18 protein-coding genes and 3 pseudogenes are annotated in these 20570 nt (G+C 60.3%); 10 read left to right on the top strand and 11 right to left on the bottom strand.

Annotation, left to right across the window (positions count from 1 at the left end; genetic code table 11):
* The first annotated feature begins 33 nt into the window (after window positions 1-33).
* Window positions 34-306 (top strand): UBP-type zinc finger domain-containing protein, encoded by a 273-nt coding sequence (locus ABQJ48_RS19985; protein WP_367839725.1) that lies wholly within the window; start codon window positions 34-36, stop codon window positions 304-306.
* 52 nt (window positions 307-358) lie between these two features.
* On the opposite strand, the gene ABQJ48_RS19980 is transcribed toward ABQJ48_RS19985, so the two are convergent.
* The 3 genes from ABQJ48_RS19980 to ABQJ48_RS19970 all read right to left on the bottom strand — a co-directional run bounded on the left by ABQJ48_RS19980 (window position 359) and on the right by ABQJ48_RS19970 (window position 4898).
* Window positions 359-3190 carry an ATP-dependent Clp protease ATP-binding subunit gene (locus ABQJ48_RS19980; protein WP_473094159.1) on the bottom strand — a complete coding sequence of 944 codons (2832 nt, stop codon included), beginning with the start codon at window positions 3188-3190 and terminating at the stop codon, window positions 359-361.
* A gap of 343 nt (window positions 3191-3533) precedes the next feature.
* On the bottom strand, window positions 3534-4163 hold the full coding sequence (locus ABQJ48_RS19975) for an Hsp20/alpha crystallin family protein (RefSeq protein ID WP_367839724.1): 630 nt from the start codon (window positions 4161-4163) through the stop codon (window positions 3534-3536).
* 159 nt (window positions 4164-4322) lie between these two features.
* Window positions 4323-4898: an HdeD family acid-resistance protein gene (locus ABQJ48_RS19970; RefSeq protein ID WP_367839723.1), complete on the bottom strand. Its 576-nt coding sequence runs from the start codon at window positions 4896-4898 to the stop codon at window positions 4323-4325.
* Window positions 4899-5361: 463 nt separating this feature from the next.
* On the opposite strand from ABQJ48_RS19970, the gene ABQJ48_RS19965 reads away from it, so the two are divergent.
* On the top strand, window positions 5362-6189 hold the full coding sequence (locus ABQJ48_RS19965; RefSeq protein ID WP_367839722.1) for a helix-turn-helix domain-containing protein: 828 nt from the start codon (window positions 5362-5364) through the stop codon (window positions 6187-6189).
* A gap of 108 nt (window positions 6190-6297) precedes the next feature.
* Here ABQJ48_RS19965 and ABQJ48_RS19960 read toward each other — a convergent pair whose 3' ends face one another.
* Window positions 6298-6495, bottom strand: a complete 198-nt coding sequence (locus ABQJ48_RS19960) for a hypothetical protein (RefSeq protein ID WP_367839721.1) — start codon at window positions 6493-6495, stop codon at window positions 6298-6300.
* A gap of 240 nt (window positions 6496-6735) precedes the next feature.
* On the opposite strand from ABQJ48_RS19960, the gene ABQJ48_RS19955 reads away from it, so the two are divergent.
* The 4 genes from ABQJ48_RS19955 to ABQJ48_RS19940 all read left to right on the top strand — a co-directional run bounded on the left by ABQJ48_RS19955 (window position 6736) and on the right by ABQJ48_RS19940 (window position 9572).
* Window positions 6736-7266: a DUF1269 domain-containing protein gene (locus ABQJ48_RS19955; RefSeq protein WP_367839720.1), complete on the top strand. Its 531-nt coding sequence runs from the start codon at window positions 6736-6738 to the stop codon at window positions 7264-7266.
* A 372-nt stretch (window positions 7267-7638) separates the two neighbouring features.
* A complete protein-coding gene (locus ABQJ48_RS19950; protein ID WP_367839719.1) occupies window positions 7639-7806 on the top strand; it encodes a hypothetical protein in 168 nt (55 codons plus the stop codon).
* 106 nt (window positions 7807-7912) lie between these two features.
* Entirely contained in the window at window positions 7913-9127 is a 1215-nt protein-coding gene (locus tag ABQJ48_RS19945; protein ID WP_367839718.1) for an alkene reductase, read from the top strand.
* A 7-nt stretch (window positions 9128-9134) separates the two neighbouring features.
* The gene (locus tag ABQJ48_RS19940) at window positions 9135-9572 is read left to right on the top strand and encodes a host attachment protein (RefSeq protein WP_367839717.1); all 438 of its coding nucleotides are present in this window, start codon (window positions 9135-9137) and stop codon (window positions 9570-9572) included.
* Between the two features lie 271 nt (window positions 9573-9843).
* Here the strand turns inward: ABQJ48_RS19940 and ABQJ48_RS19935 are convergent, their stop codons facing one another.
* The 3 genes from ABQJ48_RS19935 to ABQJ48_RS19925 all read right to left on the bottom strand — a co-directional run bounded on the left by ABQJ48_RS19935 (window position 9844) and on the right by ABQJ48_RS19925 (window position 13470).
* Window positions 9844-11217, bottom strand: coding sequence for an EAL and HDOD domain-containing protein (locus ABQJ48_RS19935; RefSeq protein WP_367839716.1), 1374 nt, complete (start codon window positions 11215-11217; stop codon window positions 9844-9846).
* Entirely contained in the window at window positions 11214-11498 is a 285-nt protein-coding gene (locus tag ABQJ48_RS19930; protein ID WP_367839715.1) for a hypothetical protein, read from the bottom strand. Before ABQJ48_RS19930 ends, ABQJ48_RS19935 begins: the two co-directional genes overlap by 4 nt.
* A gap of 274 nt (window positions 11499-11772) precedes the next feature.
* The gene (locus tag ABQJ48_RS19925) at window positions 11773-13470 is read right to left on the bottom strand and encodes a methyl-accepting chemotaxis protein (protein WP_367839714.1); all 1698 of its coding nucleotides are present in this window, start codon (window positions 13468-13470) and stop codon (window positions 11773-11775) included.
* 633 nt (window positions 13471-14103) lie between these two features.
* Between ABQJ48_RS19925 and ABQJ48_RS19920 the strand changes: the two are divergent.
* The 3 genes and pseudogenes from ABQJ48_RS19920 to ABQJ48_RS19910 form a co-directional block, all read left to right on the top strand.
* Window positions 14104-14262, top strand: a pseudogene (locus ABQJ48_RS19920) (helix-turn-helix domain-containing protein); the annotation flags it as partial.
* Window positions 14263-14316: 54 nt separating this feature from the next.
* Window positions 14317-14988: a substrate binding domain-containing protein gene (locus tag ABQJ48_RS19915; protein ID WP_367839772.1), complete on the top strand. Its 672-nt coding sequence runs from the start codon at window positions 14317-14319 to the stop codon at window positions 14986-14988.
* Window positions 14989-15145: 157 nt separating this feature from the next.
* A pseudogene (locus ABQJ48_RS19910) lies at window positions 15146-15523 on the top strand (DDE-type integrase/transposase/recombinase); the annotation flags it as partial.
* 104 nt (window positions 15524-15627) lie between these two features.
* Here the strand turns inward: ABQJ48_RS19910 and ABQJ48_RS19905 are convergent.
* A complete protein-coding gene (locus ABQJ48_RS19905; protein ID WP_367839713.1) occupies window positions 15628-16968 on the bottom strand; it encodes an APC family permease in 1341 nt (446 codons plus the stop codon).
* Between the two features lie 147 nt (window positions 16969-17115).
* A complete protein-coding gene (locus ABQJ48_RS19900; protein WP_367839771.1) occupies window positions 17116-17961 on the bottom strand; it encodes a carbon-nitrogen hydrolase family protein in 846 nt (281 codons plus the stop codon).
* Between the two features lie 185 nt (window positions 17962-18146).
* Here ABQJ48_RS19900 and ABQJ48_RS19895 point away from each other — a divergent pair, with 185 nt between their 5' ends.
* Window positions 18147-18965: a response regulator transcription factor gene (locus ABQJ48_RS19895; RefSeq protein ID WP_367839712.1), complete on the top strand. Its 819-nt coding sequence runs from the start codon at window positions 18147-18149 to the stop codon at window positions 18963-18965.
* An 89-nt stretch (window positions 18966-19054) separates the two neighbouring features.
* Here ABQJ48_RS19895 and ABQJ48_RS19890 read toward each other — a convergent pair.
* Both ABQJ48_RS19890 and ABQJ48_RS19885 read right to left on the bottom strand, forming a co-directional pair.
* Window positions 19055-19327: pseudogene (locus ABQJ48_RS19890) on the bottom strand (outer membrane lipoprotein); the annotation flags it as partial.
* A gap of 182 nt (window positions 19328-19509) precedes the next feature.
* The gene (locus ABQJ48_RS19885) at window positions 19510-20394 is read right to left on the bottom strand and encodes a 4-hydroxy-tetrahydrodipicolinate synthase family protein (RefSeq protein WP_367839711.1); all 885 of its coding nucleotides are present in this window, start codon (window positions 20392-20394) and stop codon (window positions 19510-19512) included.
* Window positions 20395-20570: the final 176 nt, after the last annotated feature.

Genomic DNA, 20570 nt, shown 5'->3' with positions numbered 1-20570 from the left:
ACGTCAGCGCATACCTGTCCGAGGAGCACGATCATGACCTCCGGTTGCACGCACCTCCGCGAAGCCCGCATCCTCCACACGTCCATCGACTATTGCGAGGAGTGCGTGAAGCTCAACCAGCCGTGGGTACATCTGCGGCTTTGCCTTTCTTGCGGACACGTCGGCTGCTGCGATTCGTCGCCCAACCGGCATGCAAGCAGGCATTTTCACGCGACCGGTCATCCGCTCGTACGTTCAATTGAACCCGGCGAAACGTGGATCTGGTGCTATCGCGACGAGGTCGTGGCAGGTGAACTTGAATCGTGAGGGCGACGCCCCCGCACCGGCGGGCGGCGTCGCGTTCTCAATCACGCCAGCGTCACGCATGTGCCGGTGCCTGCTCTGACGCGTCGCTGCGCGCTTCTGTGGGCGAGGCTCCTTTCTGCACACGCACAGAGCGTGTACCCGAATCGTAAGTCATTGTGACCTTGTCGCCATCGCGCACGTCGCCTCGCAACAGCGCATCGGCGAGTTGCGATTCCACCTCAAGACGGATCTTGCGCTTGAGCATCCGCGCGCCAAACTCGGGGTCATAGCCGATCTGCGCAAGATGATCGCGCAACGCGTCGTCGAACGACAGATCGATGTGTTGGGCCAGCGCCGTACGCCGTACGCGAGCAAGCTGCAGGTCGACGATACGGCGGATCTGTTCCTTGCCGAGCGCATGGAACACGACGACTTCATCGACCCGGTTCAAAAACTCGGGCCTGAAATGATGCCGCAGCATTTCCATCAACCGGTCGCGCAGTTCAGGGTAGTCGAGCTGCTTCGAGTCTGCCTTCATGTTGTCCTGGATCAGTTGCGAGCCGATATTGCTGGTCGCGATGATGATCGTGTTGGTGAAATCGACCAGACGTCCCTTGCCGTCGGTGAGCCGCCCTTCGTCGAACAGTTGCAGCAGGAGGTTGTGCACCTCCGAGTTCGCCTTTTCGATTTCATCGAGCAACACAACGCAATATGGCCTGCGCCGCACGCGCTCGGTGAGTTGCCCGCCTTCCTCGTAGCCGACGTATCCGGGCGGCGCGCCAACCAGCCGCGCCACCGTATGACGCTCGGAATACTCGCTCATGTCGATGCGCACCAGCGCGTTCTCGTCGCCGAACACCGATGCGGCTAGCGCCTTCGCGAGTTCGGTTTTACCCACACCCGTAGGCCCAAGGAAGAGGAAGCTTGCAGTCGGCTTACCGCCCTCTGTCAAACCGGCGCGCGAAAGCCGCACTGCTCTTGCGACCGCGGAAATGGCTTCGTCCTGCCCGACTACGCGTTCCTTCAGATGGTCTTCCAGTCGCAACAGCTTTTCACGGTCCTCGGCCGTGAGTTCAGACAACGGTACGCCCGTGAGCGACGAAACGATCTGCGCAATGTCTTCCGCCGTCACTTCCTGCGAACTGGTGCCGCGCTCCTTCTTCCATGTTTCGGTGGCTTCATGCAGGCGTTTTTGTTCCGCGACGAGTCGTTCTTCCAGTTCCTTCGCCTTATCGAATTGCTTTGCAACGCTAGCCGCGGCCTGTTCCTGCTTGATGCGGCGGATGCTCCCCTCGATATCGTGCAATGGCTGCGGACGCGAATTCGACGAAATGCGCACGCGGGCGGCGGCCTGATCGAGCAGATCGATTGCCTTGTCCGGCAAAAAGCGCGCCGCGATGTAGCGGTCCGAGAGCTTTGCCGCTGCAGCAATCGCCTCTTCGGTAATTTTCACCTTGTGATGTGCTTCGAGCCGGTCACGCAGGCCACGCAGGATCTCGATCGTTTCCTCGACGCCAGGCTCAGGCACCATCACGGGCTGAAAGCGCCGTTCCAATGCCGAGTCCTTTTCAATGTACTTCTGGTATTCGTTCAATGTGGTCGCACCCACGAGGTGCAACTCACCGCGAGCGAGCGCTGGCTTGAAGACATTGCCGATATCGAGGCCGCCTTCGCCGCCGCCCTGTCCCGCGCCGACAATCGTATGCAGTTCGTCGATAAATACAACCAGACGGTCCTGGTTCTCGATGATCTCATCCAGTACCTGCTTGACGCGCTCCTCGAACTCGCCACGATACTTCGCGCCAGCCACGACGCTATTGATATTCAATTCGACCACCCGCTTGCCGCGCAGCACTTCCGGCACCTGGTCCTGAGCAATGCGTTGCGCCAGACCTTCGACGATCGCGGTCTTGCCCACACCGGGTTCGCCGATCAGCACCGGGTTGTTCTTGCGCCGCCGCGCTAGCACTTCAATGGTGGTTTCGATTTCCTTGTCACGGCCGATCACGGGATCGAGCTTGCCTTGACGCGCAAGCGCGCTGAGATCGCGCGCGTACTTGTCGAGCGTGGGCGTGGTGGAGCGGTCTTCCATCTTGCCGTCTTCGGCACCCTTGCCGACCACCTTGACTGCTTTTTGCCGCATCGATTGTGGGGACAGCCCGAGCTTGCGCAGCAATTCACCGGCAAAGCCGTCTTCTTCCTCGACGAGTCCAATCAGAATGTGCTCTGGGCCGACATAGCTGTGACCCAGTTCCAAAGACGACCTCAACGCATTTTCCAGCGCACTCTTGGCGCGCGGCGACACGCCGATCTGCTCGTTATCGCCCGGCGGCTTGCGGGTGCCGCGCGGCGCGGTCTGGTCGATGGTCTTCTTGATCTCTTCGGGATCAAGCTTGAATTCGCGCAGGATTTCCTGCACCACATTGTTATCGGCAAGCGCCAGCATCAGGTGTTCCGTATCGACTTCGTTCTTGCCATACTCGACTGCGGCTTGCGCTGCGGCTTGCAGGCGGTCGAGACCGCTCTGGCTCAGGTACGTCTGCAGGTCCACCGCTTCACGGGCCCGGCGATGCCGGTGTGGCCGCCCGCTTGGCTGTGCGCCCGCTGACTCCCGCATTTGCCCGCTGCCGGCGGCTGTACCCTGATCCGCGCCGCCGGATTGTCCGGGCGAGGGTCCGATGAACCGGGTGCCCCGGCCGCTTTCCCTCTGCGGCCACATGTCGTCGAACAGACTGTCGAACAGTCCGCCGTGAAAGAGGGACTCGAGCGGCGACAGGTGGCGCTGATTACGCGTCATGAACTCCATGTAGTGTTCATCGCACAGCATCAGCTGACGGCGTTGACCGTTTTCGGTGATCGTGATCTGTGAGGTTGCGGGCTTTCCACAAACGCTGCACTCGGCCATGATGATCTCCTTTTCGTCCGTGCGGGCATCGCTTCCTGCGCGGGTATTGGGTGGGGGGTGGGTGGAAAATATCTGTTTTGCTGCTTATTTCGCCTTGTTTGCGTGCTGGGCTCGCGCTGCACTCGAACCGATTCACGCGAATCCCATCGTCCTTTGTCGCGTTGGCCGGCGCATTGATTCGTCGCGCATTACCAGCAGCAGGCAATGCAGCGTGTCTCCGATGGATATGGCGGGATGCTCGATGTGACGCTCCAGCCAGTTGCCGTCCGGGTTCTTCGAATGCAGTTCCAAGCGCGGCCGTCAGCGCCCGCAAACTGACCAGTTCCATCGCCGACGGATGGCGTCATTTGATCTCAATGCGCCGCTTCGCTGCCGGTTCTCCGGCTGCTTTGGGGACGCGCAGCGTTAGCACGCCGTTTTCAAATCTGGCCTCTGCCCGATCGAGATCGACGCCCGCGGGCAGCGGGACAGCGCGCTGAAAATGCCCAAACGACCGCTCGACCCGATAGCATCCCTGTTCTTCGCCAGACGATTCGAAGCGCTTGTCGCCACTCACGATCAGCATGTCGTCGATCACTTCGAGTTCGACGTCGTCGCGCGTCATGCCCGGCAATTCAGCGACGATACGCAGTGCGTCGCCTTCATCGGTGACGTCGATCCGCGGTTGAAACTCGCTCGCGCTAAAGTCGCCGAACCAGCTTCCGAGCGGTCCACGGCCTCCGAACGGATCGCGGATCAATTCGGCGAAAAGATGAATCGGATCAGGCAGCGCCCAGCTGGCAGCCGCGAGTGATGCCGGCGCTGCACCAACATTCATCGGCGTCCCGTTACCCGTTTGCGTGCCAGTCTGTTGCGCGTTTTGCCGGGCGCTTTGCTGACCGGGGCGCGGCGCACCGGCGCCGCCCGATGCGCTTTTTTGCGCGTGCGAGCGTAAAAACCGGAACGGGTTCCATTTGTCCAGATCCAGAGGCATGTCATTCTCCTTACGTGAGGTACGCCAGTGCCAGACCTGAGGCTGGACCACTGGAGATGACGGGCGGCGCATTCGACCTCCTGATGCCAAGGCACGCCCGGCGCGGCATCGCCCGCGGATTTGACCTCGTGGCCCACGCGTGGCCCATGAGCGGTGCATTCACGGATGCAATGGCGCGTGTGGCTCGCCGGTCAGGTTCTCGTGGTGCCAGGCACGCGCAGTGATGCCGACTACGAAGAGCAGCGCGCCCGTGAACAACGCATACACGCCGATCAGCCAGACGAGCGCTAGTGCGCCGGCGCCTGGAAAGAGCAACACGAAGATGCCGAAAAGCATGGACAGCACTCCTGTCGCCACCAGCATCCACGCGTTGCGCAGGCGCCTGTGCAGCCGCGTTGCTGCGATCAGGTCGAATACGCCGGTGATTATTGCGTTTGCGCCGATTACGGCGACCAGCACGAGGGCGGTAATGCCCGGCACCAACGCGGCTATTACACCGGCGCCGATGCTGCAGATGCCGAGCAGCAAGGGCACCCACCAGCCGCCGTGCGTCGCGCGGTAGCGGATGGCCGCGAAAATCGCGACAGCGCCGCCGGCGATTGCGTAGGCGCTAAAGAGGGTGATAAGCAGTAGAAGAGTAAGACCGGGCCAGAATAACGCGAGTGTGCCGAACAGCAGCGCTAAGGTGCCGCGCAGAATGAGCATCCACCAAGCGCGCCCAAGCAGTTCATCCATGTGGGACTCCAGTTGTACGTCAGGTGATGAACTTGAGTGTATGCTTCGTTCACCTGCGATTCTTTCGCGTTTCTGCCATACGTTTCACAATTCTGCGTTCATTCATAAGGGGTGCAGATCGGCATCCAAGCTGGCCTTCGCAAAGAAATAAACTATCCCTCTCCGCTTCTTATAGCTTGCCGTGAGGCGTTCTGACATGAACTTTCGATCGCGCGTGCAGCCACAACGCTTGCGCTGCGCGATATCCGGCTAGCGTCAGCCTGCCGAATGAATTCTGAAAGGATGCATGGGGTTTGAATCGCGGCCGACACGCGATCCAGCGTCGCCGAGTTGCCGAGCGGTATCGCTCAGCAGCGATACCAACCGATGTCGGGTCGCCCATATGACGAATCCGTCTTAAGCAGCCCTGAACTTGGCCTAACCTTTCGGTAAGGACGAGGTAGAAACGAGAGCCATGCTTGTCATGAATCAGGCTACCAGATCGAACCCGGCTCACGAATTACGCTGCCAACCGATGAATGTTGCTTTTACCGACCGCGGGCTGACTTTGATGCCGGGATTTCAGCTCGTTGCACCGACAGGTACCACTGTTGTGCATGCTGCGGGCTACGACGACCTCGGAATGCGTCACTCGATCCTGATAGGTTCACCATTTACCGCAGTCATTCCGACGTGTGCGACGTTGGCCGCGATCGCTGACAGCAATCCCAACGGATGGGTTATCACACTCAAAGCAGGCGTACTTGGACAAGTCTCGCAAGAGGCGTTTTGCGCGGTCCCGAAATGGTCTACGTCTTGGGATCCGTTCCTACGCGAGGCCGTGGATACATTGGGTGCTTTGCATAACGCGGATCTCATCGACGCTGCCTGCGCCGACGCTTTTGCCGATGTCATCTCGGTGCACATCGCTTTGCGCTACGGGCGCTGTGCTGGCGCGGCCGAGCCGGACACGCCACTTACGCGTCAAATGCTGACTCGCATTCAAGTCTTCGTTCATGATCACATAGCCGAAACCATTTTGGTCGAGCAACTCGCAGTGCTGGTGCACATGAGTGCCTCGAACTTTGCACGCGTTTTCAAAACAGCGACAGGTAACTCGCCCCATCTGTACGTGACACTCGAACGAGTGAAGTTTGCCAGGACGATGTTGTGCAAGGAGACGATTCCCCTGGTTGAGGTAGGCGCACGCGCGGGGTTTCGGACTCAGCAGCATTTCACCGACGTATTTCATCGATATACCGGTGTGACCCCTCGCGCATTCCGGCTTGCCCACCGAAACGTCGGTAGCTAGTCATTTTTTGGGAAGTTGCGAGAAAAACAACGACCGCGGGACTTCCGCGCTCACGAATTAACCAGAGCTACAAGAGTCTCGAAGTAGTTATGCTGGCCACGGGGTTGATTAGAACAATAATTTCGACCTGTTGACCTGGCCCGTTTGACGAATGCCGTGGCTGGGGGAGGTATGCGGCTTCGCTTTGCTGAGCCGCGAACCGTCCTTCTCGAATGTCACGCGACTGACTTGGTCGAACCGACGCGCGTTGTAAAAACCCAGCGTGGCGAAGCAGTCCTTGCACGCGGGCCCTTCGAATACTTGCACTCCATTCTTCTTCAACATGCCGACAAGGCAAGGCACAGCTTCGAAGCGCAGAGATCCGACACGTCCTGCAGGAATGAGGAAGAAGTGCACGCGGCAAGAACCTAGTCTTGATGTCATGTGGTCGCGTCAATGGCCCGGTCAAACTCTCAACGACCGGCTTGAGCGCGGCACTGAGCATGAACTCAATCATGTTCCCGCGGAAGAGCCGCGGCTTATTTCCCGGAGAAAAGGAGCAAATCGATGAGCGATCTAGTCGTTGTAAGCTTCAAAGGCGAAGAAACAGCCGACCAGGTGTTGACCAAACTCCAGCAGATGCAAAAGGAACATCTGATCGACCTTGAGGATGCCTGCATCGTGGTCCGTAGCGCGAAGGGCAAGGTACACCTCAAGCAAGCCGTCGATCTCGTCAAGATCGGCGCTGTCAGTGGCGCGGCCTGGGGCGGTCTATTTGGTGCGCTGGTGGGGCTGATGTTGCTCAATCCCCTCGTCGGGCTGGCAACAGGCATGGCGATTGGTGCTGGCACGGGCGCATTGTCGGGCGCGCTCTCGGACTATGGAATCGATGACGATTTCATGCGTTCGACGGGCCAGAACATTGAGCCGGGTTCGTCGGCGCTCTTCATCCTGGTGCGTAGCGTGAATTTCGACAAGGTCCTGCCAGAGCTGAAGCCTTTCGGCGGAAAGGTATTAAAGACGTCCCTCACGAACGATCAGGAGGAACGCCTGAGGAAGGCGCTGGAGAGCCTGAACGACAGTGGTACGACAGCATAGGCATCGCTGCGCTGCATCAGGCTTGTGATCGTGAATTATGTAAAGTTCGCGTTTGGGCCGGATCGGCACCCCGACAATTTATGCGGATTATTCCGTGTGGACGTCGATCACATCGACGCGCAGTTCGACATTGGAGAGTGTTCATGCCTTCGCGAGCGGATGCGAGATTCGTGGTGTCGAGCATCACCTGCTTCACGCACGCGCCATCTCTCGCCAATCCAAAGATCAGTGACGTCGATCTCAATGTCGTCATGCCGCGATTTTTGATCTGCGTGCTGGAGGTGACGATCTCCGCTTCCAACGGCCGTGATTGCATGCGCGCAACGCCGGTGCGATGGCGGAGGTTCCGCTGGATTCCTTATGGAGCGCTACATGACAAAGGGAAGTTGCGTCGACATCCGGAAGTCAAATGTTGAGGCGCAGGAAGCGCCGATGACCTTGGATGAACAACTCGACGAAGCGCTCGGAGAGACCTTTCCTGCGAGCGATCCAATCGCCGTTCACCCCGAGCCCGAACAATCCGCAAAGAGGCAAACTTAGTCGGTCGTCGGTACTAAGCGGGATCAGTCGATGTGATCTGACGCCGACGCATTGACGCGTCCATGGCAGCACTTTTCGGCGCGAATCAAAGACACAAGGAGCGAATATGCCTGAGACGGAAATCGCGCCCGGGGACGCCGGGCAGCTCGACGAGCAAGTCTCGCTGCGCAAGCTCTTCGAACCCGTAAAAGTCGGACCCTACAACTTGCGTCATCGTGTCGTGATGGCGCCCCTGACGCGTTCGCGCGCGAGCCGACCAGGCAACATACCGTCGCAGCTCAACGCCTGCTATTACGCGCAGCGCGCAACGGCCGCGCTCATCATCAGCGAGGCGACGCAGGTGTCGATGCAAGGGCAGGGCTACGCATGGACGCCCGGGATTCATTCTCGCGAGCAGGTCGAAGGCTGGCGGCTCGTGGCAGACGCCGTGCACGAGGCCGGCGGGTTGATGTTCATGCAGCTGTGGCACGTCGGACGCATATCGCACCCCTCGTTGCAGCCCGATGAAATGCTGCCCGTTGCGCCGTCTGCGATCCGGCCAAAAGCGGAGGCATTCATCGAGAACGAGCGCGGCGAAGGTGTCGTCGCGCCCTGCGTCACGCCTCGCGCGCTACAGGTCGAAGAGATGCCGTATCTCGTGCGCCAATACTCAAGGGGTGCGCGCAACGCAAAGGCTGCCGGTATGGACGGCGCCGAAGTGCACGCAGCGAACGGGTATCTGCTCGATCAGTTTCTGCTGTCCGGCACGAACCGCCGCACGGACGAATACGGCGGATCGAGCGAGCGTCGGGCCAAGCTGCTATTCGAGGTGATCGAAACGGTTTGCGAAGTATGGGGGCCGGAAAAGGTCGGCGTCCGGCTGTCCCCTCTCGGCACCTTTAACGACATGCATGATGACGATCCTGAGGCGACCTTTTCCTACGTCATCGAGAAGCTCAATCGATACGGGCTAGCTTATTTGCACATCGTGAATCCCGCGCTGGCGGCGACCGGTGAGGATGTCGCTTTCACAGAGCGCGCGAAACGCATGAGCGAGATGATACGCCGCACCTATCGTGGCGTGTTGATGGTCGCGGGCGGGTTCGACGGCGGCAGTGCGGAAAGATGGCTCGAGGACGGCAACGCGGACCTGATCGCGTTCGGACGCTTGTTCATCGCCAATCCCGACCTCCCGGAACGCGTGCGGTCGCGCACTCCGCTCAATTCGCCGGATCCGTCCACGTTCTACGGAGGCGGCGAGCGCGGATATACCGACTATCCGTCGCTCGCGCAGGAGCGAGGGGAGGCCCCACGGTCCGTCATCGATGGGCGTTGGAGATAGAGTGTTGTTGACCGGCAAGCTCGCTAGCGTGACGCGACGATTGGCGATGCCCGCCGAGCCAGCGACCAATCACACTGAGAGGCGCATCATGGCTGTCACTACCTGGGTTGTCGTTGCCGACGGCAGCCGCGCACGAATCTTCGAGACACCAGGACTCAAACTGGACCTGCGGGAAGTCGAAGACCTCGTCAATGTCGTCCCTGGTGGGCGGGCGCTGAGCGAGAAGGATCGCGAAAAATTCGCGAAGACCGTCGCCGACCACATCGAACAGGGACGGCTCCATCAGCGGTATCAGCGATTGCGATTTGCCGTCGAGCCGAAGTTTCTCGGGATGCTGCACGCGCGTCTGAGCGAGGGGACGCGTCACTTGATTTTCGAGGAGATCAACGAAGATCTCTCGGCCCTCGATGCGCGCGAAATTCAAGCGCACCTGCAAAGGCATTAACGGCGACCCGCCCGGTCATAGACCCGCATTAAATGTGTCATCCATTGAAAGGTCACGCTCAGGATAATTCCCCTTCTCTCAGACCTGTCCCTGCTTACCTCCCGCAATTTCAGCCATCATCAAATCGACGAGCCGAAGCACGCATTTTGTTTTTCGCTCGCCTGGTTGCAGCGCTGGTCTGCACAAATAATCCTCCTTGTCCGCCCTATCTATGTGAAATAAAGGACATTTCAGATATATGTCACCGACCTGGAGGCCGGAGGGCGAAGTCTCAGGGGCCCCCAGGCCTGGACGGGCTGCTTCGCTCGGTGGTGGTACACCCACGCGCGGTGCGGGTGGTGTGCGGATGGCCGCGCATCCGATCGTCGTACCAAGCGGCGGCGGCAAGCCCGAGCATGGTCAGTTCGTTGGGGGTGAAGATCGGCAGCGCATGACACGCCGCGCGGATTGCCATGATCTCCCCCGATTCGGCCGCCTCGGCGGCGTTCAATAGCAGACCCAATTCGCCGTGCCGTTCCAGCAGTGCCCGCCGGATCTCCGCGTGAATTGGCAGTGTGGACACGATGTCCTCGATCGTCCCGCCGAACAGCGCATGAACCAGCGAGAACACGCCCGTCATGAACGCGGTATCGGCAAACCCCTCGTCGCCGGGCCGCAGCCGGCCGGCGGCAAGTTCCATGAATCGCGCGCGCGTGCCACACAGCTGCGCGAGGGGATCGGATCGCAACGCATCGGGACGACCGCCCGCGAACAGGAGCAACTGGGACCAGCGTGTGATTTGCCGCGTGCCCACTGCCATGATCGCTTCGCGCATCGACGAAATCGTCGTGGCAAGCCAAAACGTGCTGGAACTGAGCAGACGCAACAATTGAATGACGAGGTTCGGAATTCGCTTAAGTTCCGCTTCGAGTTCTGCAATCTCGGGTTCGGCGCTCAGCAGCACCATCAGGCGCAGCAGCGCGTCGCGCGACGGTGTGGTGCGCCGCGATGTCAGCACCTGCGGTTTCGCAAAGTGGTAGCCCTGAAACAGTTCGAAGCCGGCGCACATGGCGGCATCATGGTCTTCCGGTGTTTCGACTTTCTCGGCAATCGACACCTTTCCGTGCTGCCTGACGGTGCGGACCAGTTCGGCAAGGTGCTCGCGCGGGCATTCGATGAAGTCGATCTTGACGACATCGACGTACGGCAGAAACGCGAGCAGGCGCGGGGACACCTGTGAAACATCATCCAGTGCGAGCCGGAAGCCTGCGCGCCGCAGGTCGCGGCAGCGCGTGAAGAGTGCCTCGTCGAACGTCACCGTTTCGAGAATTTCGAGCACGAAGCGCTCAGCGGGCAACAGCTGGACCATGTCGGACATCAGCACCGTGCGGTCGACGTTCACATAGCCGGCGTGATCGCCCAGCGCAGCACGAAGGCCCATATCGCCGATAAGTCTCGTGATGACCTGCGTGGTGGCATCGGCGTCATCCGTGATTCGGGCGAGATTGGCGGCGCCGGAGCGGAACAGCAGTTCGAACGCGTTCAATGCTCCGCTGCGGTCAAGAATTGGCTGCCGCCCGAGGTAGACGTGTTCCGGTGTGGCCGCTTCGCTGTCCGGCGCCGGTTGACCGTCGATGATGGCCGGCGAAAGTACTCTTGCCTTCAATTGAACGCTTCCCTTTCCGTTCCCTTATTGTCGATGCCAATCGGGCAGGTACCGCGCCTTGTCCAATTGCAATTACGCGCCTCTCCGATTTCCGACCCAGGGGTGGCGAGAATGGCATTGGCGAGTTCAAGCAGTGCCGGGTGATATTCGGCGGGCAAGGACACATCGTCCATCAACGACAGGGCCTCTTCGATGCCCTGCCGGAATGACCGGGTGATCTCGACGCGCTGCAACGTCGTGAGATGCGTCAGGGCGGCGTCCATAAACTTGCCGAGAACCATGGTCCGCGCTCCAAGAGCGCCCATTTTCTTTGTACTAGCGGCCATGAACTCGACTACCTTGGCCCAGCATGTTGTCAATATTGTTCAACTTCAGACCTGCTCAGAATGCCGGCCAGTCCGCCGCGCCCGTATCCGTTGGAGCACGGCGTTTGTTGCGCTAATTACTGGTGTCGTCTCTGGCTTCGACGTTATACAAAGGAGCGTGCGATCCCCCGGTGCCGGCACCGAAGCATGCGGTTCGCTTTGCCGGCCAGTCGGCCGCGTGAGGGACCGCCTAAAAACTGTTCCATTCCTCGCCCCTAGCGCTTTGCGCCACCAGATCGGGCTGCAGAGTTGACCGCTTCACGGCTCCCCTCGCGGGCACCCTGGCGCGCGCTGGAGCCGCCGGATGCGTCTGCGCGTCTCTCCCCGTGCCGGGGTCGTGCGAAACGTGCAGCCTGAACATCGAAACAGCGGCTTTCAAATCGCTCGCCTGCGACTCGAGCGCACCGGCGGCCGCCGCCGCCTGTTCGACCAGGGCCGCGTTCTGCTGCGTGACCTCATCCATCTGCGTGACGGCCTGGTTGACCTGGCCAATGCCTTTGCTTTGTTCCTGCGACGCGGCGGTGATTTCACCCATGATGTCGGTCACGCGCCGGATCTCGCGGGTGATCTCGTGCATCTTCGTTCCGGCTTCCTGTACATGGCTGGCGCCTGTGCGGACCCGCTCCACGGAATCGTGGATCAGCTCCTTGATTTCCTTGGCTGCCGTTGATGAACGCTGCGCCAGCGAACGCACCTCCGAGGCCACTACGGCAAAACCCCGTCCCTGCTCTCCCGCACGGGCTGCTTCGACAGCCGCATTCAGCGCGAGGATATTGGTCTGAAAGGCGATACCCTCGATGATGCCGACAATGTTGCCAATCTTGTCCGAGCTGGCGTTGATGCCCTCCATGGTTTCGACCACGCGCGAAACCACAGTGCCGCCCTGTTCGGCCACCTGGGCCGCCTGCGCCGCAAGCTGGTTGGCCTGACTGGCATTGTCGGCATTCTGCGTGACGGTCGAGGTCAGCTGCTCCATGCTGGACGCCGTTTCCTCGAGTGAGGCGGCCTGCTCTTCGGTGCGCTGCGACAGGTCCTGGTTGCCCGCCGCAATCTGGTGCGTGGCGGTGGCAATCGAATCGGCGGAAACCTTGATCGTGCCGATTGTTTGCGTGAGTTGTTCCTGCATGCGCTTCATTGAAAACAGCAGGCTCGAGCGGTCATTCGGTGCAGTCTGTACCACGGCAGTCAGATCATTATTGGCAATCTGGTTGGCGATTTCCGCAGCATAGGATGGCTCACCGCCCAGCGAGCGAAGGATGCCGCGGTTCAGAAGTACTGCAACAGCCGATAAAACGCCGGCCAATACCACGAGAATTCCCAGGCTCTGGTACAGCGACGAGCGGAATGCCGCATCGAGGTCATCGACATAGAGCCCCGTCGTGAGAATCCAGTCCCACGGTTGGTAGGTTACGCTGTAGGCAATTTTCGGGAAAGTTCCGGTGCGTCCCGGCCTGTTACCCGCAAATGCGGTAAAGCCCTTGCCGTCGCGCTTGATGACAGCAACCATATTTCTGAAGAGGTAAACACCGTTCGGATCCGTGTAGTCGCTGACGTCTTTGTTATTCATCTCCGCTTGCATCGGGTGCATCAGGACCTTCGGCTGCGAATTGACGATCATGAAATAGCCAGCCTCGCCGTACCGCATGTTCCGGATGCGGTCCATGGCCCTTTTCTGGGCTTCCGCCAAAGGCATGGCACCGGTAGCCGCGTCTTCGCCAGACGTCTTGACGATACTCAGGGCGAGCTCCGACGCGTGTATCAGGTCGGCCTTGCGCTCTGCCAGCCGCGTTTCTCTTGTCTGGTAAGCGTTATAGATCGATATTCCACCGAGACACAGCAAACTCAGCATGAGCGGCAGCCAGAGCTTCTGGGCAAAAGACAGTTTCATATCTGTGGAACCCTTGCGTTGAACATGTCACGAGCAGGCAAAATTGCCGCCGTATAGAGGCTTGGACCCTGCTGCGGCAAGCAGCCAGTACTAGCCATTGATTCTTCGACGTGAAGCTGAGATCTTGTGTCGCCAAGGCGGCTATGCATGCGAGGCAAACTTCATGCATACGTCGGCTCAGGATGCCCGCTTTGAGCCGAAAACGAATCTCAGTGCATGTTTATCGGTTCAAGCCGAGCGGACTTTATTCGAAAAAGCGCAATCAAGGATTGACAAAAAGGGCGCTGGCAAACGGTGTACCCGTGATGCGAAGATTCGCGGAAGGGATCGGCCACGACTACGATGCCATTCGCGGCGCACCGTAGAAGCCCTACGTCAATGGCATGGTCGAATGCCACGTCAATCGCCGGAAAAATTCTGAAACGCCGGATGTATGGACGTGCCGGCTTTCAACTGCTTCACGCGTGTGCGCTGAATCACTTTTTCTTCACACGAAGAGGAAGAGTGGGCCGATTTTACATCGATGTTATCAAAGCTGTAATCGCACGGTTTGCTTTGCGTCAGCTTGTCGGAGGTAAGTTAGTGAAGTGAGCCTCCATCTTTTGTGAAATTGCCTTGAACCAGCTTGACGCCATGCGTATGTTTGCAAAAGTCGCCGAATCGCTGAGCTTTGCCGCTGCGGCGAAGCAAATCGGCGTATCCAGTGCCGTCGTGACACGAGGCGTTGCGACGCTCGAGGCTCACCTCAACACACGCCTGCTCAACCGGACGAAGCGGCGTGTATCGCTTACCGAGGCGGGTCAAGCCTACTTGCAAGGATGCACGGAGCTGTTAACGCAACTCGACATGTTGGATACGAGCGTCTCGTCCGGAACGCAGGAGTCGGTCGGCTCGCTGAAGATAGCGGCTTCGGAGTTCTTTGCTGCCACCTACCTCAGCGATTTACTGACCGCATATCACGCGGCAGAACCGGGCGTGAGATTCGAAATGACGGTCTTCGCAAGCACGCAGGATCTTGACGGCAACGATCATGACGTGTGGTTCAGTGCCGAACGCCGGCTGCGAGATTCGTCGCTGATCTGCCGCCCGCTAACGCAGTGTCGCGACGTAATCGTTGCGTCGCCAACGTACCTTGCGCGGCACGCTCCGCCAGAGGTCCCGCAGAACCTTCCCGAGCATAACGTTCTGCTCGCGTCGAACGTAGCGACTCGCCACTGGGAATTCCGCGATGCTCGCGGTCCCCGTCGAGTCGCCGTGCAGCCAATCTTCACTTCGCCCAACCTGATGGCGGTAAAACGGGCAGCATTGGCGGGCCTCGGCGTTGCGCGCCTGCCGCGGCCGCTGATCGAGTCGCAACTGCGTGCGGGCGCGCTCAAGCTGCTGCTTGACTGTTTCGATCTCGAAGGCGACGAGCGCACTATGTGGATGCTCTATTCGGGGCGTCGTTACATAACGCAGCGCGTGCGAAGTTTTGTCGACTTCGTTGTTGCTCGCTATCGGGAACCGCAGATCTTCTGATAGCAGCAACCGTCGTCGCAAAGGCGATGGGTTGTTTAGGTAAGTGTTCAGGAGATAGAGAATTCAAACTCTGTGGGGTAGCTACCCAGGAGCGCAGCACTTTCCCCTTTGCTGAAACCATACGGTGTCGACAGTTGTTCCCGGCTCGCGAACTCACAAAACGTATGTCGCAGCGGCCAAGGCTTTCTTCGCGAAAGCGATCAGGAGTCAAGGGCTCGCTCCGAAGACAATCACACTGGACGGTTACGCTGCGTCTCGCCGCGCGGTGCGGGAAATGAAGGCGGACCCGTTTCTGCCCGCGGACACGACATTGCGATCGTCGAAGTACTTAAACAATTTGATCGAGCAGAATCATCGCAATATCAAGTCCAGGGTCAACACAATGCTCGGCTTCAAACGCTTCCGGGATGCGGCCATTACGATATCGGGCGTCGAGTTGATACATCGCATTCGCAAAGGTCAGTTCAACCTCGCACGGTTGCGCCTCAAAGATACCACGGCGCCTTCTGTTTGGAAGGCCGTCCTTTCAGCACGGCGGAGTTTCCCGCTCGCGCATAAAAAGTCAAATGCGGCGCAAATGATGCGCCGCGTTGGCTCGAACGCGATCCGCCGCGGCGAATCGCGCAATCCACTGTCCGCTCAGATCGCCACTTCAGGCGGCGCCTGGCGGAACAGGCGCGTGATCCAGCACAGGTACGCGATACCCAGCACGAACCACACTGCGCCGAGCACGAGTGCGGTCTTTTCAAGGCTCGCAAGCAGCCAGATATCGGACACAGCGCCGATCAGTGGAAACACGAGCCCGCCGAACACGCCGATCTTGCGCTCGCCGTGATTGCCCGACAGATACAGGCGGATCACGCACAGGTTCACAGCCGTGAACGCAAGGAACGCGCCGAAGTTGATGAACGACGTCGACGTGGCCACATCGAGCTTCAACGCGATCAACCCGACGATGCCAGCAATCGCGATGTTGATCGCAGGCGTCTTGAAACGCGGATGGATATAGCCGAAGAAGCGCTTCGGCAGGATTTCGTCGCGGCCCATCGCGTACAGCAGACGGCCGACGCTCGCCTGTGCCGAGATGCCCGATGCGAACTGTGCGAGGATCAGGCCCGCGAGAAACACGGTCACGAAGACATCGCCGCCGATCATCTTCGCCACTTCGAACGCTGCCGAATCTGTATCCTTGAACTCGACGCCGGGGTGCGCCAGCTGCATCGTGTACGCGGCGATCACGAAGATCGCGCCGCCGATCAGCGCAATCAGCAGGATTGCGCGCGGCATGTTCTTCTTCGGATCGATGGTTTCTTCCGTCAGCGTCGACACGGCATCGAAGCCGAGATACGAATACGCGGCAATCGCAGCGCCCGCCATCGTCGCGCCGAGCGGCACATGCGGCTTGAAGAACGGTTCGGCCATCGCGATGCCACCGGGGCCGGCCGCCGCCGACGCATAGTGCCAGCACAGCGCGACGAACATCGCGACGATCGCCAGTTGCACGACCATCAGCACGATATTGAAGCGCGCGGCCAGTTCGATGCCGACAATGTTCAGGCCACTCGTCAGCACGATGAAGGCGACGATCCAGATCCACGAAGGCACATGCGGAAACGCGGCGTTCAGATACGCCGCGCCGATCAGCCAGATCACCATCGGCAGGAAGAAATAGTCGAGCAGCGTCGCCCAGCCGATCAGGAAACCCAGATGCGCGTTGAAGGTCTTGCGCGTGTACGTGTAGGCCGAACCGGCCACGGGGTAGAGCCGCGCGAGCTTGCCGTAGCTGAGCGCGGTGAACGCGATCGCGATCAGCGCGAGCAGATAGGCGAGGGCAGCCGTGTCGTCGCTGGCTTTGGCGAGCACGCCGTAGGTGCCGTAGACGATCAGCGGCGCCATGTAGGCGAGACCGAACAGCAGCACGGACGGCAAGCCGAGCGTGCGCTTCAGGTGCGACGGTTCATGGGATGACGACGCTTGCATGATTTCTCCTGGAGCCAGGCCGATAGGAAAGGCCGATATGGATGTCGTATGGATGCCTTATGACTGGCATTTCGACGGACGTGAGCGCACGCGCGCGCGGCGCGCATGGCCCGTGCGGTGTGTCCCTTGCAAACTGCTGGCAAACGTTCAGTCGGTGCGGCGGCGGCGCGCTTCGACCATCAGCGCACGACGGCCATTCGACTGTTCGACGGGCACGAGGCCAAGCGGCACGCGTGCGTCGTGCAGATAGTTGTAGTGCTCACGGCTTGCTTCGAGCCGCTTGAGATCGACCGTTGCTTTCGACACCGTTTCGGCGCCGCCCAGTTCGAGCACGGTTTCGCCGAACGGATCGATCAGCGCGGAGAGGCCGGGGAAGGTCAGGTTGTCGTCGCCGGAACCGCAGCGGTTCACCATCAGCGCGAACATCTGGTTCTCCATTGCGCGGGCCTGGATCGCGCGGCGATGCACGGGGCCGAACGGGTCCATATTGCCGTTGGTGACGATCAGCAGATCTGCGTCGAGCGCGGCGACCGCGCGCGCCGATTCGGGAAACTCGATGTCGTAGCAGATCAGCAGGCCGACCGTGAGGCCGTTCCACATGCAGGTTTCGAAGCGGTCGCCCGGCGTGAATACCCCCACATCCGATGCCCACAGATGCGTTTTGCGATAGCGCAGCGCGATCTCGCCGCGTTCATCGACCAGCACCGTCGTGTTATAGAACTGATTGCCATCGCGTTCCGCGAGGCCGACTGCGATGGCGACGCCTTTTTGCCGGGCCGCGTCGCGTACGGCGGACAGCGCGGGGCCATCGAGCGTTTGTGCGACGACGGGGACGTTCTCGCGCGTCGGAAAGCCTGACAGCGTGGTCTCGGGGAACACGATCAGCTTCGTGCCGCCCGCTGCGTCGGCGCGTCCGATCGTCTCGACGACCTTGCGCGTGTTGTGCGCGACGTCGCCGTCGACCAGCGCGAGTTGCGCCAGTTCTACCTGCATGATGTTGCCTCCTTCCAGATGCCTTTCAGCGGCGCTCCGTGTGCTGCTCATGACCGCGCCTCGTGCGATTCTTGCGGCGCGCGGAACAGTGCGTGCGCCGCCCGTTCCTCGTATTGGGATGGATTATCAGGGTATTATTTTTGTCCTGAAATTACCCACGAGGGTTACCCTCACCGGAGGACACGATGGACTTCGAATGGCGAGACCTCGCTTTTCATCGGGAGATCGGTTCGGCCATCGACGCCCTCGATGGTCCGCATTTCTGGGCGCGTCTGACGCGCGTGCTCGAAAGGCATGTGGGCTTCGATAGCTGGGTCGCGTTGCGCTTTCATCGCGATGCCGCACCGCTCGTGCTCGCGGAGCAGGCGCTGCCCGACGGCAAGATCGACGTGATGTTTCAGGACTATCTGGCCGCGCTCTATCAGCTCGATCCGTTCTATCTCGCCGCGTTCGAAACGCAGGCTTCCGGTTTCTACACGCTAACCGACGTCGCGCCCGACAACTTCCGGATGACCGAGTACTACCAGCGGTACTTCAAGAAGAACATCGTCGGCGACGAAGTGCATTTCAATGTAATGATCGACCGCGATCACACGATGGGTTTTTCGCTCGGCAAAACGAGCCGTTACGACGAACGCGAGATCGCGTTGCTCACGCTGTATTCACCGTGGGTGCTGGCGCTGATGCAGCAGCGCTTGCGCTTCGAGAAGTTCGTCGTTGAAGAAGCGCCGCGCTCGGCGGAAAGCGATGAGGCGGTTCTGCATGCGCGTTTCGGCATGCTCACCGGCAAGAACGGGCGCGGCGCATTGACCGCGCGCGAGATCGAAGTGGCGATGCTGTCGTTGAGCGGATTCTCGTCGCGCGCGATTGCGGAGAAGCTGTCCATTTCCTTCGAGACGGTGCGCGCGCACAAGAAACACATCTACGCGAAGCTCGGTGTCGGCTCGCAGTCCGAACTGTTTGCGATGTTCTACGAGCCGGGGAGAGCGGTCGAGCCGGAGTGAGGGTTGTTGGGGTGGTTTGATTGCGCACGTTCGGTGCGTCACGCGCGGCGCACGATGCTAGCGGTGCGCACGCGCGTGCAGTTCACGACTCAGTAGCGATCGAGCCGGTTGCCCGCGATGCGCACGCGATCGCCCGGATGCAGGTCGCCGGGTGTGCCGACATCGAAAGCACGCACCGAGCCGTCGTTCAATTGCATGGAAATCCGGTAGCCGCCCGGCGACGATGCGCCCGCCTGCTGACCCAACTGATTGCCCGCGACTGCGCCACCCTGCACGCCAATTGCCGTCGCCGCATCACGGCCGTGTCCGTGGCCGAACTGGTTGCCGATCACGCCGCCCACCACTGCGCCGATCACCGTGCCGCGACGCCGACCGCCGTCACCGAGCCGGGATTCGCGAGCGGCTGGAGCGGTCGTTCGCTTCCGCGGTGGCGGCCGCGCCTATGCGCACCGCGTTGCGCTGAATATGCCGCGTTCTAGCAAGCTTGCGCCGCAAATGGTGTACTCACTCGCGGCGCGGAAAGCACACGAAGAACTGGAATGCGCTAGTTCATCATACCGGCAAATTCGGCGCGCAAATCCTGCAGTCTGTCGCGTGCGGTGCTCAGACGATCGACAAGCTGCGCCGACGCACGCGAGATCGGCATGCGTGTTTCGTCGCTAAGCGAATGATCGAAAGCCAGCATGGCTTTGATTGCGGACGGATTGGGCGCGGCGAACAGCAAGCGCAACACTGGCAGCAAGCTCGTGAACAGATTGCGCGCGTCCACCTCTCGTTCAGCGCCGAGAAGCTGCTGGTACGCGAGCAGCAGATCCGCACAGACGTGGGCGCTGGCCAGAATGCCGCCGGTTCCGCCGTGGTGCAGGCAATCGTCCCAGGCTTCGTCCGTTCCGCACAGGACGTCAATGGGCAGCGCGCTCAACTTGTCGAAATGCCCTTTAACGCATTCCTTGATAGCGATGATGTTGCCGCACTCGACCAGGCGCGCGACCGTATCCGGCGCAATTGCCACGCCGGTTCGGTGCGGCACGTCGTACAAGACGATGGGACGCTCGGTCGCAAGAGCAGCCTGTTCGAAGTGCCACTGCACGCCGGCCTGATCTGGACAGACGTATGACGGCGCGGAGACAAGATAGCCCGCGCAGTCCCAACGCTCATAGCGCTGAATATCGCGCAGGACCTCGCGCGTACTCGATCCGCCGACGCCGATCAGCAATGGGAAACGCGAACCGGTCACTTCGGTTAGAGCCTGCAATACGGTGAGGCGCTCGGCTTCCGTTAGCAGCGCGGCTTCGCCCGTCGTACTTAACGCGACAATGCCGCTGATCTCTGTGCGAGAGTAGTAATCCGCCAGACGCTGCAACGAGTCGATATCGAGTTCGCCGTTATGCAGCGGTGTAACGATGGGCAACCAGATACCGGAGAACATGCTTAGCGCGCCTTTGCGGCCGCACTGCGGCGCTTCAATGGGCCGATCGTCGCGGCGGGTAGGGTCGAGATCAGCGTGTGCAGCGTGAAGTCGATGTCGTCAGGTGCGATGTCGAGTTGCACGCGTATCTCCTGGCGAACCGCTTCTGTGGCGACGACATAGACACCAAGGGGTGA

The sequence above is a fragment of the Paraburkholderia suaedae genome (assembly GCF_040812055.1).
In the GTDB taxonomy this organism is placed as follows: Bacteria; Pseudomonadota; Gammaproteobacteria; order Burkholderiales; family Burkholderiaceae; genus Paraburkholderia.
The sequence above is the reverse complement of the archived record's forward strand: the minus strand, read 5'-3'. Positions and strand labels throughout refer to the sequence as shown.